This window comes from Streptomyces sp. NBC_00193 (assembly GCF_026342735.1).
Lineage (GTDB): Bacteria > Actinomycetota > Actinomycetes > Streptomycetales > Streptomycetaceae > Streptomyces > Streptomyces stoeckheimensis.
Genome location: NZ_JAPEMM010000001.1, coordinates 5,437,878 through 5,453,775 on the forward strand (window position 1 = coordinate 5,437,878; position 15,898 = coordinate 5,453,775).

The window sequence follows — 15,898 nt, forward strand, 5'->3', positions numbered from 1 at the left end:
TCCAGTGCAGGAGATTCCCAAACCGTGGCTTCCACGAACGACCTCAAGAACGGCATGGTGCTCAAGCTCGAAGGTGGCCAGCTCTGGTCCGTCGTCGAGTTCCAGCACGTCAAGCCCGGCAAGGGCCCGGCCTTCGTGCGCACCAAGCTGAAGAGCGTCATGTCCGGCAAGGTCGTCGACAAGACGTTCAACGCCGGCACCAAGGTCGAGACGGCCACCATCGACCGCCGCGACATGCAGTTCTCCTACATGGACGGCGAGTACTTCGTCTTCATGGACATGGAGGACTTCGACCAGCTGATGGTCGACAAGAAGGCCGTCGGTGACGCCGCCAACTTCCTGATCGAGGGCTTCACCGCCTCCGTGGCCCGCCACGAGGGCGAGGTGCTCTACGTCGAGCTCCCGGCCGCCGTCGAGCTGACCATCGAGCACACCGACCCGGGCGTCCAGGGCGACCGTTCCACCGGTGGCACCAAGCCGGCGACGCTGGAGACGGGCCACGAGATCCAGGTCCCGCTCTTCATCAACACCGGTGAGAAGATCAAGGTCGACACCCGCACCAGCGACTACCTCGGCCGGGTGAACAGCTAACCGTGGCTGCCCGGAGCAACGCGCGCAAGCGCGCTTTCCAGATCCTGTTCGAGGCCGACCAGCGCGGGGTCTCCGTGCGCGAGGTCCTCGCGGACTGGGTCCGCCACTCGCGGTCGGACACCGACCGCCAGCCCGCGGTGAACGAGTTCACCATGGAACTCGTCGAGGGGTACGCCGACAAGGTGGACCGCATCGACGATCTGATCGCCACCTACGCCGTGGACTGGGACCTCGACCGCATGCCGGTCGTGGACCGGAACATCGTGCGTCTCGGTGCCTACGAGCTGATCTGGGTCGACGGAACCCCGGACGCCGTGGCCATCGACGAGGCCGTCCAGCTGGCCAAGGAGTTCTCCACGGACGAGTCCCCCTCGTTCGTGAACGGACTGCTCGGCCGATTCAAGGACCTCAAGCCGAAGCTGCGCCGCAGCGAGAGCTGACAGGCGCCGGTACGGCGAGAACGGAGGGCCCGCAGCGCACGCGCGCTGCGGGCCCTCCGTCGTACGCCCCCGAGGGCGCCGGGCGCCCCCGTGCGGGCATGAAAAAGCCGGTGGGTGCCGGGAGCCTGTCGGCTCCCGGCACCCACCGGTAAACGTTTCTGCTGGGGCTCGGGGGACTAGATGTCCTCGTGCGCCACCGCGCGACGCGCGTCCGCGTCCAGTACGCCCCAGCTGATGAGCTGCTCGGTCAGGACCGAGGGCGACTGGTCGTAGATGACGGCGAGGGTGCGCAGGTCGTCCTGGCGGATCGAGAGCACCTTGCCGTTGTAGTCGCCGCGCTGGCTCTGGATGGTCGCCGCGTAACGCTGCAGCGGGCCGGCCTTCTCGGCGGGAACGTGGGCGAGACGCTCCAGGTCCAGGCGCAGCTTCGGCGGCGGCTCGGCCGCTCCGCCGGGGGTCGTGCCAGGCAGCAGCTCCTGCACGGGAACCCCGTAGAAGTCCGCCAGCTCGGCGAGACGCTGGACGGTCACGGCGCGGTCTCCGCGCTCGTAAGAACCGACCACCACGGCCTTCCATCGGCCCTGGGACTTCTCCTCGACACCGTGGAGGGAAAGGCCCTGCTGGGTGCGGATGGCGCGGAGCTTGGCCCCGAGCTGTTTGGCGTATTCGCTGGACATAACGCTCCCGGACGCTGTGACGACATGACCACGTGCGGCTCCGCCGCGCGGCTGGTAACTCACTGTGAGGTTACGCAGCGTTACTTGGATGCGTCAAGCCGAATGGTCTGCGACGCCCACGTAAGAGGGGTCCTGGTCTGCCCCGATGCCCGGTCGCGGGAATCCCCCTGGTACCGTGGAACACGTACATCCGACGTCCTTTAAGGTCCGTCCCGTGAGGCGGAGAAGGAGGTCCTTTTCATGGACACTCAGCAGTCTCAGTCTCAGGACAGTGGCATCGATGCCGAAGTCATGCGCCCCGTTCTCGAAGCGCAGGACATCGCCCGTGTTCTGACCCGCATCGCCCACGAAATCGTCGAACGCGCCAAGGGCGCCGACGACGTGGTGCTCCTCGGCATTCCCACCCGCGGCGTGTTCCTCGCCCGCCGGCTGGCCGCCAAGCTCGAAGAGATCACCGGTGTGAAGATCCCGGTCGGCTCCCTCGACATCACCATGTACCGCGACGACCTGCGGATGAAGCCGGCCCGGGCGATCGGCCGCACCGAGATTCCCGGCGACGACATCGACGGCCGCCTGGTCGTCCTCGTCGACGACGTTCTCTTCTCCGGCCGCACCATCCGCGCCGCCCTCGACGCCCTCGGCGACCTCGGCCGCCCCCGCGCGGTGCAGCTCGCGGTCCTCGTCGACCGCGGCCACCGCGAACTGCCGATCCGCGCCGACTACGTCGGCAAGAACCTCCCCACGTCGCTGCGGGAGAACGTCCAGGTCCAGGTCCAGGAGGAGGACGGCCGTGACGCCGTGCTGCTCGGCCAGCGGACCGCCCGGGCAGCCGGGCAGTAGCCCCTCGCCGACGGCCGGGCCCCTCGGGTCCGCGCCGCAGCCTGCCCTGCCCGCACCCCCAGCCAGCCCGTCTGACCTCCCCACGGCCTCACCACGGCTTTGACCTCACCACGGCCTTGACCTCACCGACTTACGGAGCACCCGGATGAAGCGCCACCTCATCTCGGCCGCCGATCTCACGCGCGACGACGCCGTCCTGATCCTCGACACCGCCGAGGAGATGGCCCGTGTCGCGGACCGGCCGATCAAGAAGCTGCCCACCCTGCGCGGCCGCACGATCTGCAACCTCTTCTTCGAGGACTCGACCCGGACCCGGATCTCCTTCGAGGCCGCCGAGAAGCGCCTCTCCGCCGACGTCATCAACTTCGCGGCCAAGGGTTCCAGCGTCTCCAAGGGCGAGTCCCTGAAGGACACCGCCCAGACCCTGGAGGCCATGGGCGTCGACGCGGTCGTCATCCGCCACCACGCCTCCGGTGCCCCCTACCGGCTCGCCACCTCCGGCTGGATCGACGCCCCGGTGATCAACGCCGGCGACGGCACCCACGAGCACCCCACCCAGGCCCTGCTCGACGCCTTCACCATGCGCCGCCGCCTGGTCGGCAAGGACGCCGGGCTCGGCAAGGACCTCAACGGCCGCCGGATCACCATCGTCGGCGACGTGCTGCACAGCCGGGTCGCCCGCTCCAACGTCCACCTGCTGCACACCCTCGGCGCCCAGGTCACCCTGGTGGCCCCGCCCACCCTGGTGCCCGTCGGCGTCGAGGCCTGGCCGTGCGAGATCTCGTACAGCCTGGACGAGGTGCTGCCGAAGTCCGACGCCGTGATGATGCTGCGGGTGCAGCGCGAGCGGATGAACGCCGCCTTCTTCCCGACCGAGCGCGAGTACTCCCGCCGCTACGGCCTGGACGGCGCCCGCATGGCGCGGATGCCCGAGCACGCCATCGTGATGCACCCCGGCCCGATGGTCCGCGGCATGGAGATCACCGCCGAGGTCGCCGACTCCGACCGCTGCACGGTCATCGAGCAGGTCACCAACGGCGTCTCGATCCGCATGGCCGTCCTGTACCTGCTGCTCGGAGGCTCCGAGCCCGCCGTCACCACCGCCAGCACGCCCCGCACCGAGGAGAGCAAGTAACCATGAGCAAGATCCTTATTCGTGGCGCGAAGGTACTCGGTGGCGACGTCCAGGACGTCCTGATCGACGGCGAGACCATCGCCGCCGTGGGCACGGACCTCGACGCCGGCGACGCGACCGTCATCGAAGCCGCTGGCCAGGTCCTCCTGCCCGGCCTCGTCGACCTCCACACCCACCTGCGCGAGCCCGGCCGCGAGGACTCCGAAACCGTCCTCACCGGCACCCGCGCCGCCGCCTCCGGCGGCTACACCGCCGTCTTCGCCATGGCCAACACCTTCCCCGTCGCCGACACCGCCGGCGTCGTCGAGCAGGTGTGGCGCCTGGGCAAGGAGTCCGGCTACTGCGACGTCCAGCCCATCGGCGCCGTCACCGTCGGCCTGGAAGGCAAGCAGCTCTCCGAGCTGGGCGCCATGCACGAGTCCGCCGCCCGCGTCACCGTCTTCTCCGACGACGGCAAGTGCGTGGACGACGCCGTGATCATGCGCCGCGCCCTGGAGTACGTGAAGGCCTTCGGCGGCGTCGTCGCCCAGCACGCCCAGGAGCCCCGCCTCACCGAGGGCGCCCAGATGAACGAGGGCATCGTCTCCGCCGAGCTCGGCCTCGGCGGCTGGCCGGCCGTCGCCGAGGAATCGGTGATCGCCCGCGACGTCCTGCTCGCCGAGCACGTCGGCTCCCGCGTCCACATCTGCCACCTCTCCACCGCCGGCTCCGTCGAGATCATCCGCTGGGCCAAGTCCCGCGGCATCGACGTCACCGCCGAGGTCACCCCGCACCACCTGCTCCTCACCGACGAGCTCGTGCGCTCGTACAACCCGGTCTACAAGGTCAACCCGCCGCTGCGCACCGAGGCCGACGTCATGGCCCTGCGCGAGGCGCTGGCCGACGGCACGATCGACATCGTCGCCACCGACCACGCCCCGCACCCGCACGAGGACAAGGACTGCGAGTGGGCCGCCGCCGCCATGGGCATGGTGGGCCTGGAGACCGCGCTCTCCGTCGTCCAGCAGACGATGGTGGAGACCGGACTGCTCGACTGGGCGGGCGTGGCCGAGCGCATGTCCTTCGCCCCGGCGCGCATCGGCAGCCTCCCGAACCACGGACGCCCCGTCTCGGCAGGTGAACCCGCGAACCTGACCTTGGTCGATACCTCGTACCGTGGTGTCGTGGACCCCGCACACTTCGCCTCCCGCAGCCGCAACACGCCTTACGAGGGCCGTGAGCTGCCGGGTCGCGTCACTCACACCTTCCTGCGGGGCCGGGCAACGGTCGTGGACGGGACGCTGGCGTGACACCTGCAGTAATCCAACTGGCCGCCGATGCGACACGACAGTCGGCGGAGGTGACGGACTGGGGTGCCCGCATCGCGTGGGTCATCGGTCTGCTCGTCTTCATCGCCTTCGTGTACTGGCTGATGCGGCAGGGCTGGAAATGGCGCGGCACCCTGCAGAGCGATCTGCCGGAGCTGCCCGCCGCCCCCGGCGGTCTCCCCGAGCACCGGCTGGCCCTGACCGGCCGGTACCACGGGTCCACCACCGCCGGGCAGTGGCTCGACCGGATCGTCGCCCACGGACTGGGCGTCCGCAGCCGGGTCGAGCTCGCGCTCACCGATGCGGGCCTCGACGTGGTCCGTCCGGGTGCCACCGACTTCTTCGTACCGGCCGCGCAACTGCGCGGTGCCCGCCTCGACAAGGGAATTGCGGGCAAGGTACTCACCGAGGGCGGTCTCCTCGTCGTCACATGGGCGCACGGCGACAGGCTGATCGACTCCGGATTCCGCTCCGACCGTGCGGCGGAACACGCCGCCTGGGTCGAAGCGATCAACGACATGAACCACTCAATCACCACGACGGAAGGCGCCGAACGATGACGACCTCCACCAGGGGAGCAGCCAAAGCTCCCGCCGTACTCGTCCTGGAGGACGGTCGGATCTTCCGCGGCCGCGCCTACGGCGCTGTGGGGGAGACCTTCGGCGAGGCCGTGTTCTCCACCGGAATGACCGGCTACCAGGAGACCCTCACCGACCCGTCGTACCACCGGCAGGTCGTCGTGATGACCGCCCCGCACGTGGGCAACACCGGCGTCAACGACGAGGACCCCGAGTCCTCCCGCATCTGGGTCGCCGGGTACGTCGTACGCGACCCCGCCCGCGTCCCCTCCAACTGGCGCTCCGTGCGCTCGCTGGACGAGGAGCTCGTCAACCAGGGCGTCGTCGGGATCTCCGGCATCGACACCCGGGCCCTGACCCGCCACCTGCGCGAGCGCGGCGCCATGCGCGTCGGCATCTTCTCGGGCGAGGCCTGGGAGGGCGTCCGCGACGAGGCGCTGCTGGCCAAGGTCCAGGCCGCCCCGCAGATGAAGGGCGCCGACCTCTCCGCCGAGGTCGCCACCAAGGAGACGTACGTCGTCCCCGCGATCGGCGAGAAGAAGTACACCGTCGCCGCCGTGGACCTCGGCATCAAGGGCATGACCCCGCACCGGATGGCCGAGCGCGGCATCGAGGTGCACGTGCTCCCCGCCACCGCCACCGTGGAGGACGTGTACGCGGTCAACCCCGACGGCGTGTTCTTCTCCAACGGCCCGGGCGACCCGGCCACCGCCGACCACGCGGTCTCCGTCATGCAGGGCGTCCTCGCCCGCAAGACCCCGCTCTTCGGCATCTGCTTCGGCAACCAGATCCTGGGCCGCGCGCTCGGCTTCGGCACCTACAAGCTGAAGTACGGCCACCGCGGCATCAACCAGCCGGTGCAGGACCGCACCACCGGCAAGGTCGAGATCACCGCGCACAACCACGGCTTCGCCGTGGACGCGCCCCTCGACAAGGTGTCGGAGACCCCCTACGGCCGCGCCGAGGTCTCCCACGTCTGCCTGAACGACAACGTCGTGGAAGGCCTCCAGCTGCTCGACCAGCCGGCCTTCTCCGTCCAGTACCACCCCGAGGCTGCCGCCGGCCCGCACGACGCCGCGTACCTCTTCGACCGTTTCACGTCTTTGATGGAAACCGCCCTGATGGAGGCCGATCGTGCCTAAGCGCACCGATATCCAGTCCGTCCTGGTCATCGGCTCCGGCCCGATCGTCATCGGCCAGGCCGCCGAGTTCGACTACTCCGGGACCCAGGCCTGCCGCATCCTCAAGGCCGAGGGCCTGCGGGTGATCCTGGTGAACTCGAACCCCGCCACGATCATGACCGACCCCGAGATCGCCGACGCCACGTACGTCGAGCCGATCACCCCCGAGTTCGTCGAGAAGATCATCGCGAAGGAGCGCCCCGACGCGCTGCTCCCGACGCTCGGCGGCCAGACCGCGCTGAACACCGCCATCTCCATGCACGAGCAGGGTGTGCTGGAGAAGTACGGCGTCGAGCTCATCGGCGCCAACGTCGAGGCGATCAACAAGGGCGAGGACCGCGACCTCTTCAAGGGCGTCGTCGAAGCCGTCCGCGCCAAGATCGGCTACGGCGAGTCCGCCCGCTCGGTCATCTGCCACACGATGGACGACATCATCCAGGGCGTCGACACCCTCGGCGGCTACCCCGTCGTCGTGCGCCCCTCCTTCACCATGGGCGGCGCCGGCTCCGGCTTCGCCCACGACGAGGAAGAGCTGCGCCGCATCGCCGGCCAGGGCCTCATGCTCTCCCCGACCACCGAGGTGCTCCTGGAGGAGTCCATCCTCGGCTGGAAGGAGTACGAGCTGGAGCTGATGCGCGACACCAAGGACAACGTCGTCGTCGTCTGCTCCATCGAGAACTTCGACCCGATGGGCGTCCACACCGGCGACTCCATCACCGTCGCCCCGGCGATGACGCTCACGGACCGCGAGTACCAGCGGCTGCGCGACATCGGCATCGCGATCATCCGCGAGGTCGGCGTCGACACCGGCGGCTGCAACATCCAGTTCGCGATCGACCCGGCCGATGGCCGCGTCATCGTCATCGAGATGAACCCGCGCGTCTCGCGCTCCTCGGCGCTCGCGTCGAAGGCCACCGGCTTCCCGATCGCCAAGATCGCCGCCAAGCTGGCCATCGGCTACACGCTCGACGAGGTCCCCAACGACATCACCGAGAAGACGCCGGCCTCCTTCGAGCCGTCCCTCGACTACGTCGTCGTCAAGGCCCCGCGCTTCGCCTTCGAGAAGTTCCCGCTGGCCGACGCCACCCTCACCACCACCATGAAGTCGGTGGGCGAGGCCATGGCCATCGGCCGCAACTTCACCGAGGCCCTGCAGAAGGCCCTGCGCTCGCTGGAGAAGAAGGGCTCGCAGTTCACCTTCGTCGGCCCCACCGGCGACAAGGAAGAGCTCCTCGCCACCGCGGTCCGCCCGACCGACGGCCGCATCAACACCGTCATGCAGGCCATCCGCGCCGGCGCCACCCAGGAAGAGGTCTTCGAGTACACGAAGATCGACCCCTGGTTCGTCGACCAGCTCTTCCTCATCAAGGAGATCGCGGACGACCTGGCCGCCGCCGACAAGCTCCACCCCGAGCTGCTCGCCGAGGCCAAGCGCCACGGCTTCTCCGACGCGCAGATCGCCGAGATCCGCGGCCTGCGCGAGGACGTCGTCCGCGAGGTCCGCCACGCCCTGGGCGTCCGCCCGGTCTACAAGACGGTCGACACCTGCGCCGCCGAGTTCGCCGCGAAGACCCCGTACTTCTACTCCTCGTACGACGAGGAGTCCGAGGTCGCCCCGCGCGAGAAGCCCGCGGTCATCATCCTGGGCTCCGGTCCGAACCGCATCGGCCAGGGCATCGAGTTCGACTACTCCTGCGTCCACGCCTCCTTCGCCCTCAGCGACGCCGGCTACGAGACCGTGATGGTCAACTGCAACCCGGAGACCGTCTCCACCGACTACGACACCTCCGACCGCCTGTACTTCGAGCCGCTCACGCTCGAAGACGTGCTGGAGATCGTCCACGCCGAGTCGCTGGCCGGCCCCATCGCCGGTGTCATCGTCCAGCTCGGCGGCCAGACCCCGCTGGGTCTCGCCCAGGCGCTCAAGGACAACGGCGTCCCGGTCGTCGGCACCCCGCCGGAGGCCATCCACGCCGCCGAGGACCGCGGCGCCTTCGGCCAGGTCCTCGCCGAGGCCGGCCTGCCCGCCCCCAAGCACGGCACCGCCACCACCTTCGCCGGCGCCAAGGCCATCGCCGACGAGATCGGCTACCCCGTCCTCGTACGCCCCTCGTACGTGCTCGGCGGCCGCGGCATGGAGATCGTCTACGACGAGGACCGGCTGTCCTCGTACATCGCCGAGTCCACCGAGATCTCGCCGACCCGCCCCGTGCTGGTCGACCGGTTCCTCGACGACGCGATCGAGATCGACGTCGACGCCCTCTACGACGGCACCGAGCTCTACCTCGGCGGCGTCATGGAGCACATCGAGGAAGCCGGCATCCACTCCGGCGACTCGGCCTGCGCCCTGCCCCCGATCACCCTCGGCGGCTACGACATCAAGCGGCTGCGCGCCTCCACCGAGGCCATCGCCAAGGGCGTCGGCGTCCGCGGCCTGATCAACATCCAGTTCGCGATGGCGGGTGACATCCTCTACGTCCTGGAGGCCAACCCGCGCGCCTCCCGGACCGTCCCCTTCACCTCGAAGGCGACCGCGGTCCCGCTCGCGAAGGCCGCCGCGCGCATCTCGCTCGGCACCACCATCGCCGAGCTCCGCGAAGAGGGCATGCTCCCGAAGACCGGCGACGGCGGCACCCTGCCGCTCGACGCGCCGATCTCCGTCAAGGAGGCCGTCATGCCGTGGTCGCGCTTCCGCGACATCCACGGCCGCGGCGTCGACACCGTCCTCGGCCCGGAGATGCGCTCCACCGGCGAGGTCATGGGCATCGACTCCGTCTTCGGCACGGCGTACGCCAAGTCGCAGGCCGGGGCTTACGGCCCGCTGCCCACCAAGGGCCGCTGCTTCATCTCCGTCGCCAACCGCGACAAGCGCACGATGATCTTCCCGGCGCGCGAGCTCGTCGCCCACGGCTTCGAGCTGATGGCCACCTCCGGCACCGCCGAGGTCCTGCGCCGCAACGGCATCAACGCCACCGTCGTGCGCAAGCTCAGCGAGGGCGAGGGCCCGGACGGTGAGAAGACCATCGTCCAGCTCATCCACGACGGCCAGGTCGACCTGATCGTCAACACCCCGTACGGCACCGGTGGCCGCCTCGACGGCTACGAGATCCGTACGGCCGCCGTGGCCCGCGGAGTCCCGTGCCTCACCACGGTCCAGGCGCTCGCCGCGGCCGTCCAGGGCATCGACGCGCTCAACCGCGGCGACGTGGGCGTCCGCTCGCTCCAGGAGCACGCGGAGCGGCTGACGGCGGCCCGCGACTAGGTCCCCGCCAGGATCTGACAGCCCGTACGGCCCGTAGAGGGGAGGGGGACACCGTCCAGCGCGATCGCGCGACGGTCGTCCCCCTCTTCATGAGCTTCATGAGCGCACAAGGGAACCCCTGCACGATGTACAAACTCTTCTTCGACCTGGTCTTCAAGCGCATGGACCCGGAGCAGGCCCACTACATGGCCTTCCGCTGGATCCGCCTCGCGGCCCGCACCCCGGTCCTGCGCACCTTCGTCGCCGCCTACCTGGCCCCCCGGTACGCGTCCCTGCGCACCGAGGCCCTCGGCCTGCGGATGCACGGCCCCTTCGGGCTCGCGGCCGGCTTCGACAAGAACGCCGTCGCCATCGACGGGATGTCGATGCTCGGCTTCGACCACATCGAGATCGGCACCGTCACCGCCGAGGCCCAGCCCGGCAACCCGAAGAAGCGGCTGTTCCGGCTGGTCCCGGACCGCGCGCTGATCAACCGCATGGGCTTCAACAACGAGGGCTCGGCGGCCGTCGCCGAGCGCCTGGCGGCCCGCGTGCCGGTCTTCAAGACCGTCGTCGGCGTCAACATCGGCAAGACCAAGGTCGTCCCCGAGGAGGAGGCCGTCGCCGACTACGTCGCCTCCACCGAGCGCCTCGCCCGGCACGCGGACTACCTCGTCGTCAACGTCTCCTCCCCGAACACCCCGGGCCTGCGCAACCTCCAGGCCACCGAGTCGCTGCGCCCGCTGCTGAGCGCCGTGCGCGAGGCGGCGGACCGCGTCGTGACCGACCGGAGGGTCCCGCTGCTCGTCAAGATCGCGCCGGACCTCGCCGACGAGGACGTGGACGCCGTCGCCGACCTGGCGCTGGAACTGGGCCTGGACGGCATCATCGCGACGAACACGACGATCGCCCGCGAGGGCCTCGGCCTGAAGTCCGACGCCTCGCTGGTCAAGGAGACCGGCGGCCTGTCCGGGGCCCCCGTCAAGGAGCGCTCGCTGGAGGTCCTGCGGCGGCTGTACGCCCGCGTGGGCGACCGGCTGGTCCTGGTGGGCGTCGGCGGCATCGAGAACGCCGAGGACGCCTGGCAGCGGATCCTGGCCGGCGCGAGCCTGGTCCAGGGCTACAGCGCCTTCATCTACGAGGGCCCCTGCTACGCCCGCGCCATCCACAAGGGCCTGGCCGCGCGCCTGGCCGCCAGCCCGTACGCGACGCTCGCCGAAGCGGTGGGCGCGGAAACCCGAAAGGCCGCCCTGTGACCTCCGTGACCCCCTTCGGTACCCGCCTGCGCGAGGCGATGGACACCCGCGGGCCGCTCTGCGTGGGCATCGATCCGCACGCCGCCCTGCTGGCCTCCTGGGGCCTGAACGACGACATCGCGGGCCTGGAGAAGTTCTCCCGCACGGTGGTCGAAGCGCTCGCCGACTCGGTCGCGGTCTTCAAGCCGCAGGCGGCGTTCTTCGAGCGGTTCGGCTCCCGCGGGATCGCGGTACTGGAGCAGACGGTGGCCGACGCCCGTGCGGCGGGCGCGCTGGTCGTCATGGACGCGAAGCGGGGTGACATCGGCTCGACGATGGCCGCGTACGCGGAGACCTTCCTCTCGCCCTCCTCCCCGCTGTTCTCCGACGCGCTGACGGTCTCCCCGTACCTCGGCTACGGCTCCCTGAAGCCGGCCGTCGATCTGGCGCGGGAGTCGGGGGCCGGGCTGTTCGTCCTGGCGCTGACCTCCAACCCGGAGGGTGCGGAGGTCCAGCGGGCGGTGCGGTCGGACGGCCGCTCGATCGGCGCGACGATGCTGGCGCACCTGGCGGCGGAGAACGCGGGGGCCTCCCCGATGGGCTCCTTCGGAGCCGTGGTCGGGGCGACGCTCGGGGACCTGTCCTCCTTCGACCTGGACATCAACGGGCCGCTGCTGGCCCCTGGCATCGGTGCGCAGGGCGCTACCGCGGCGGATCTGCCGGCGGTGTTCGGCGCGGCCGTCCGCAATGTCGTCCCGAACGTGTCGCGGGGCGTTCTGAAGCACGGCCCCGATGCGGCCGCGCTTCGCGCCTCGGCGCACACCTTCGCGGAGGAGATCCGCACCGCGGTCGCGGCGTAGCCGCCGCAACGGTGCCCTGCGGGGCCGTCCCCTACCCGCCCTTCGCCCGTTCCCCGGGGCTCCGCCCCGGACCCCCTGGGGCTCCGCCCCAGACCCCGCGCCTCAAACGCCGGCGAGGCTGGATCTTTCAGCCCCTCCGGCGTTTGAGGAGCGGGGGTCCGGGGGCTGGCCCCCGGGTACGGCGCCGCACGTAGGGACGGGTCCGGGCGGAGCCCGGGGAACGGTGGAAGGGCGGGTAGGGGACTTCGCCCCGCAGGGCGTAGGGCCCGGAAGGTGGGGGCTTCGGACCGGTGTGGTGCGGGTGGGCACCGGGCGATCATGGGGTGGGGGGTTACGCCCCCTACCCCCGGACGGAGCGCCCCGCGTGCCCCCAGTACAGACCGTCGCCACCATCCGGCGGATCACGCCCGTCGGGGCCTACCACCACCTCGTCCTCGACGCCCCCGGCGTCACCGGGGTGCGCCCCGGACATTTCGGCGCCCTCGCCATCGGCGGCCGGGACACGAGCACACTGCTCCGCCGCGCGTTCTCCATCCACCGCGCCGACCCCGGCACCGGCACCGTCGAGTTCGTCTTCGCCGAGGCCGGCCGCGGAACCAGGGCGCTGGCCGCGCACCGCCCTGGCGACACCGTGGACCTCATCGCCCCCCTCGGCACCCCCTTCCCGCTCCCCGACGGCCCGGTCGGGGCGGTCCTCGTCGCCGGCGGCTACGGCAGTGCGCCGATGTTCGCCCTCGCCGAGGAGATCCTCGGGCGCGGCGGCCGGGTCGCCTTCGTGCTCGGTGCGGCCACCGAGGACCGGCTGTTCGGAGTCGAGCGGGCCCACGCCCTCGCCGAGCACGTGTACGTGGTGACCGACGACGGTTCCGCCGGACGGCGGGGCCGGGTGACCGACGTGCTCCCCGAGGCCATCACGGTGACCGGCGCCACCGAGGTCCACTCCTGCGGTCCGATGGGCATGCTCAAGGCCGTCACGGAGATCGCCACCGCCGCCGGAGCCGCCAGCCACACCGCGGTCGAGGAGGCCATGGCCTGCGGGATCGGGATCTGCATGAGCTGCGTCCTGCCCGTCACCGGCCCCGACGGCGTCACCCGTTTCCTTCGCTCCTGCACATCCGGCCCCGTTTTCGACGGCACCAGCGTCCGCTGGGACGACGCCGGAACCCTGCCCGCGGACCTCGAAGGCGCGGCCGCGATGACCCCGAAGGCGAGCCACCGGTGAGTCCTCTGAGCCCTCTGAATCCCGTAGCCCCCGTAGCCCCCGTAGACGTCGACATGTCGGCGCCCCTCGGTGCCCGCGTCACCCTCCCCAATCCCGTCTCCACCGCCTCCGGCTGCGCCGGATACGGCCGCGAGCTGCACCGGTTCACGCCCCTGCACGAGCTCGGCACCATCACCACCAAGACCGTGATGCCCTACGTCCGCTCCGGCAGGGCCACTCCGCGGATGGCCGAGACCCCCAGCGGGATGCTGAACTCCATCGGGCTCCAGGGCTCCGGGATCGACCACTTCGTCGAGCACGAGCTGCCCTGGCTGGCCGAGCGCGGGGCGCGGGTGCTCGTATCGGTCGCGGGGGAGCGGACGGAGGAGTTCGCCGAGGCGGCGGCCCGGCTGACCGGGCAGCCCGGGGTGGTCGGCATCGAGGCCAACATCTCCTGCCCCAACGTCGCGAACCGCGGTCTCGTCTTCGCCTGCGACGCCGACGCCTCCTTCGAGGTGGTCAAGGCGGTCAAGGCGGCGGCCGACCCCGCACTGCCCGTCTACGCCAAGCTGACCCCCGACGTGACGCGGATCACCGACATCGCGGCCGCGTGCACGGACGCGGGCGCCGACGGCCTCTCGATGATCAACACCGTCCTCGGGATGGCCATCGACACCGACACCATGCGCCCGGCCCTCGCCGGGGTCACCGGAGGCCTCTCCGGCCCGGCGATCCGGCCCGTCGCCGTCCGCTGCGTCTTCCAGGTGTACGGGGCCATGCTGACCGGCGCCGTGCGGCGGGTCCCCATCCTCGGGATGGGCGGGATCGCCTCCGGCCGGGACGCGCTCGAATTCGTCCTCGCCGGAGCTTCGGGCGTGGCGGTCGGGACCGCCCTGTTCAACGATCCGTCCGCGCCCCTGAGGATCCGCGACGACCTGCGCGCGGCACTCGCCGTACGCGGGATCGGGGCGTTCGAGGACGCCGTCGGGCTGGCTCATCGCACTCTTTGACGAAATTCGAACGTCCTTCACCGGACAAATCCGGGGTGGTTTGTCTGTGATGTACGGTTCAGTGGAGGCTGACCAGGACTTTTCGTCCGTTCTCGCTGACTGGAGCGGCCATGGCCGCTAGTCTCCGAGCAGAGTGAACGAGCAGCGATCGAGCACCACCGCTGTTCGGGCGCTCGCCTGGTGTGATGCCTTCCGGCATTCCACTGGTCCGTATCCGACAGTTCGACATCCGAGGTGACGTAGGCGTGGCTCTTCCGCCCCTTACCCCTGAACAGCGCGCAGCAGCGCTCGAAAAGGCCGCCGCGGCTCGCCGGGAGCGGGCCGAGGTGAAGAATCGACTCAAGCACTCCGGCGCCTCCCTCCATGACGTCATCAAGATGGGTCAGGAGAACGACGTCATCGGCAAGATGAAGGTTTCCGCTCTTCTGGAGTCCCTGCCCGGCGTCGGCAAGGTGCGCGCCAAGCAGCTCATGGAGCGCCTCGGCATCTCCGAGTCCCGGCGTGTCCGAGGTCTCGGTTCCAACCAGATCGCCTCTCTGGAGCGCGAGTTCGGCGGTAACGCCGCCTAAGGCGTCGTCCGAAGTTCTCCCGGCGTTCTCAGGCAGTCCCGAGAAGCTGGATAATCGCTCTATGGCAGCAGAGGTTCGTCCGCGGCTGACCGTGCTCTCCGGCCCTTCGGGGGTCGGCAAGAGCACGGTCGTCGCGCATATGCGCAAGGTTCACCCCGAGGTCTGGCTCTCGGTGTCGGCCACCACCCGCAAGCCGCGGCCCGGTGAGCGACACGGAGTCCACTACTTCTTCGTCAACGACGACGAGTTCGACAAGCTGATCGCCAATGGCGAGCTGCTGGAGTGGGCCGAGTTCGCGGGCAACCGCTACGGCACACCGCGCGGCGCAGTGCTGGAACGCCTGGAGAACGGCGAGCCGGTCCTGCTGGAGATCGATCTCCAGGGCGCACGGCTCGTACGCGAGTCCATGTCCGAGGCCCAGCTGGTCTTCCTGGCTCCTCCGAGCTGGGACGAACTGGTCCGCCGGCTCACCGGCCGGGGCACCGAAACGGCGGAGGTAGTCGAGCGCAGGCTCGGCGCCGCCAAGATCGAACTGGCTGCCGAATCCGAGTTCGACACCACCCTGGTCAACACCTCGGTCGAGGACGTCGCGCGCGAGCTGCTAGCCTTGATGAATGTCGTCTGATCGTTGACCGGTGTTCAACCGGTCCGGACGGTCCACATTCGACACTTCTAGGTCTTACCCCATCTTCGGAAGGTAGAGCGTGTCCTCTTCCATTACTGCGCCCGAGGGCATCATCAACCCGCCGATCGACGAGCTGCTCGAGGCCACGGACTCGAAGTACAGCCTCGTGATCTACGCGGCCAAGCGCGCGCGTCAGATCAACGCGTACTACTCGCAGCTCGGTGAGGGCCTGCTCGAGTACGTCGGCCCGCTGGTGGACACCCACGTCCACGAGAAGCCGCTTTCGATCGCGCTGCGCGAGATCAACGCGGGTCTGCTGACCTCCGAGGCCATCGAGGCCCCGGCTCAGTAAGGCACGAGTTTTCCTTTCACCACAGGCCCGGCAGGTCATCTGCCGGGCCTGTGGTG

16 protein-coding genes are annotated in these 15,898 nt (G+C 70.1%); 15 read left to right on the plus strand and 1 reads right to left on the minus strand.

What is annotated here, in order from left to right:
* Nucleotides 1-24: 24 nt before the first annotated feature.
* Nucleotides 25-591, plus strand: coding sequence for an elongation factor P (gene efp / locus OG898_RS24325; RefSeq protein ID WP_266876513.1), 567 nt, complete (start codon nt 25-27; stop codon nt 589-591).
* Nucleotides 592-593: 2 nt separating this feature from the next.
* The gene (nusB, locus tag OG898_RS24330) at nt 594-1,031 is read left to right on the plus strand and encodes a transcription antitermination factor NusB (protein ID WP_214948214.1); all 438 of its coding nucleotides are present in this window, start codon (nt 594-596) and stop codon (nt 1,029-1,031) included.
* Between the two features lie 176 nt (nt 1,032-1,207).
* Here the strand turns inward: nusB and bldD are convergent, their stop codons facing one another.
* Nucleotides 1,208-1,708: a transcriptional regulator BldD gene (gene bldD, locus OG898_RS24335; RefSeq protein ID WP_069929708.1), complete on the minus strand. Its 501-nt coding sequence runs from the start codon at nt 1,706-1,708 to the stop codon at nt 1,208-1,210.
* A 240-nt stretch (nt 1,709-1,948) separates the two neighbouring features.
* On the opposite strand from bldD, the gene pyrR reads away from it, so the two are divergent.
* The 13 genes from pyrR (at nt 1,949) to rpoZ (ending at nt 15,842) form a co-directional block, all read left to right on the plus strand.
* Nucleotides 1,949-2,548: a bifunctional pyr operon transcriptional regulator/uracil phosphoribosyltransferase PyrR gene (gene pyrR, locus OG898_RS24340; RefSeq protein ID WP_266959198.1), complete on the plus strand. Its 600-nt coding sequence runs from the start codon at nt 1,949-1,951 to the stop codon at nt 2,546-2,548.
* A 145-nt stretch (nt 2,549-2,693) separates the two neighbouring features.
* Nucleotides 2,694-3,683: an aspartate carbamoyltransferase catalytic subunit gene (locus OG898_RS24345; protein ID WP_266959199.1), complete on the plus strand. Its 990-nt coding sequence runs from the start codon at nt 2,694-2,696 to the stop codon at nt 3,681-3,683.
* A 2-nt stretch (nt 3,684-3,685) separates the two neighbouring features.
* Nucleotides 3,686-4,972 carry a dihydroorotase gene (locus tag OG898_RS24350; RefSeq protein ID WP_266959200.1) on the plus strand — a complete coding sequence of 429 codons (1,287 nt, stop codon included), beginning with the start codon at nt 3,686-3,688 and terminating at the stop codon, nt 4,970-4,972.
* Nucleotides 4,969-5,550, plus strand: a complete 582-nt coding sequence (locus OG898_RS24355) for a hypothetical protein (RefSeq protein ID WP_266959201.1) — start codon at nt 4,969-4,971, stop codon at nt 5,548-5,550. Before OG898_RS24350 ends, OG898_RS24355 begins: the two co-directional genes overlap by 4 nt.
* On the plus strand, nt 5,547-6,710 hold the full coding sequence (gene carA, locus OG898_RS24360; RefSeq protein ID WP_266959202.1) for a glutamine-hydrolyzing carbamoyl-phosphate synthase small subunit: 1,164 nt from the start codon (nt 5,547-5,549) through the stop codon (nt 6,708-6,710). Before OG898_RS24355 ends, carA begins: the two co-directional genes overlap by 4 nt.
* Entirely contained in the window at nt 6,703-10,011 is a 3,309-nt protein-coding gene (gene carB, locus OG898_RS24365) for a carbamoyl-phosphate synthase large subunit (protein WP_266959203.1), read from the plus strand. Before carA ends, carB begins: the two co-directional genes overlap by 8 nt.
* A gap of 125 nt (nt 10,012-10,136) precedes the next feature.
* On the plus strand, nt 10,137-11,246 hold the full coding sequence (locus tag OG898_RS24370) for a quinone-dependent dihydroorotate dehydrogenase (protein WP_250741548.1): 1,110 nt from the start codon (nt 10,137-10,139) through the stop codon (nt 11,244-11,246).
* Between the two features lie 5 nt (nt 11,247-11,251).
* A complete protein-coding gene (pyrF, locus tag OG898_RS24375; RefSeq protein WP_250741549.1) occupies nt 11,252-12,085 on the plus strand; it encodes an orotidine-5'-phosphate decarboxylase in 834 nt (277 codons plus the stop codon).
* Nucleotides 12,086-12,449: 364 nt separating this feature from the next.
* Complete coding sequence (locus OG898_RS24380) at nt 12,450-13,307, plus strand: dihydroorotate dehydrogenase electron transfer subunit (RefSeq protein ID WP_266959204.1); 858 nt, start codon at nt 12,450-12,452, stop codon at nt 13,305-13,307.
* 53 nt (nt 13,308-13,360) lie between these two features.
* Nucleotides 13,361-14,296, plus strand: coding sequence for a dihydroorotate dehydrogenase (locus tag OG898_RS24385; RefSeq protein WP_266959205.1), 936 nt, complete (start codon nt 13,361-13,363; stop codon nt 14,294-14,296).
* Nucleotides 14,297-14,541: 245 nt separating this feature from the next.
* Complete coding sequence (gene mihF / locus OG898_RS24390; protein WP_250741333.1) at nt 14,542-14,865, plus strand: integration host factor, actinobacterial type; 324 nt, start codon at nt 14,542-14,544, stop codon at nt 14,863-14,865.
* Between the two features lie 61 nt (nt 14,866-14,926).
* Nucleotides 14,927-15,490, plus strand: a complete 564-nt coding sequence (gene gmk, locus OG898_RS24395; protein ID WP_243334346.1) for a guanylate kinase — start codon at nt 14,927-14,929, stop codon at nt 15,488-15,490.
* A 79-nt stretch (nt 15,491-15,569) separates the two neighbouring features.
* The gene (gene rpoZ, locus OG898_RS24400; protein WP_004948662.1) at nt 15,570-15,842 is read left to right on the plus strand and encodes a DNA-directed RNA polymerase subunit omega; all 273 of its coding nucleotides are present in this window, start codon (nt 15,570-15,572) and stop codon (nt 15,840-15,842) included.
* Nucleotides 15,843-15,898: the final 56 nt, after the last annotated feature.

Coding starts and splice junctions, on each gene's coding strand:
- OG898_RS24345 (WP_266959199.1), top strand. CDS start 2,694: ATGAAGCGCCACCTCATCTCGGCCGCCGATCTCACGCGCGACGACGCC.
- bldD (WP_069929708.1), bottom strand. CDS start 1,708: ATGTCCAGCGAATACGCCAAACAGCTCGGGGCCAAGCTCCGCGCCATC.
- OG898_RS24385 (WP_266959205.1), top strand. CDS start 13,361: ATGTCGGCGCCCCTCGGTGCCCGCGTCACCCTCCCCAATCCCGTCTCC.
- carA (WP_266959202.1), top strand. CDS start 5,547: ATGACGACCTCCACCAGGGGAGCAGCCAAAGCTCCCGCCGTACTCGTC.
- OG898_RS24370 (WP_250741548.1), top strand. CDS start 10,137: ATGTACAAACTCTTCTTCGACCTGGTCTTCAAGCGCATGGACCCGGAG.
- OG898_RS24350 (WP_266959200.1), top strand. CDS start 3,686: ATGAGCAAGATCCTTATTCGTGGCGCGAAGGTACTCGGTGGCGACGTC.
- pyrR (WP_266959198.1), top strand. CDS start 1,949: ATGGACACTCAGCAGTCTCAGTCTCAGGACAGTGGCATCGATGCCGAA.
- gmk (WP_243334346.1), top strand. CDS start 14,927: ATGGCAGCAGAGGTTCGTCCGCGGCTGACCGTGCTCTCCGGCCCTTCG.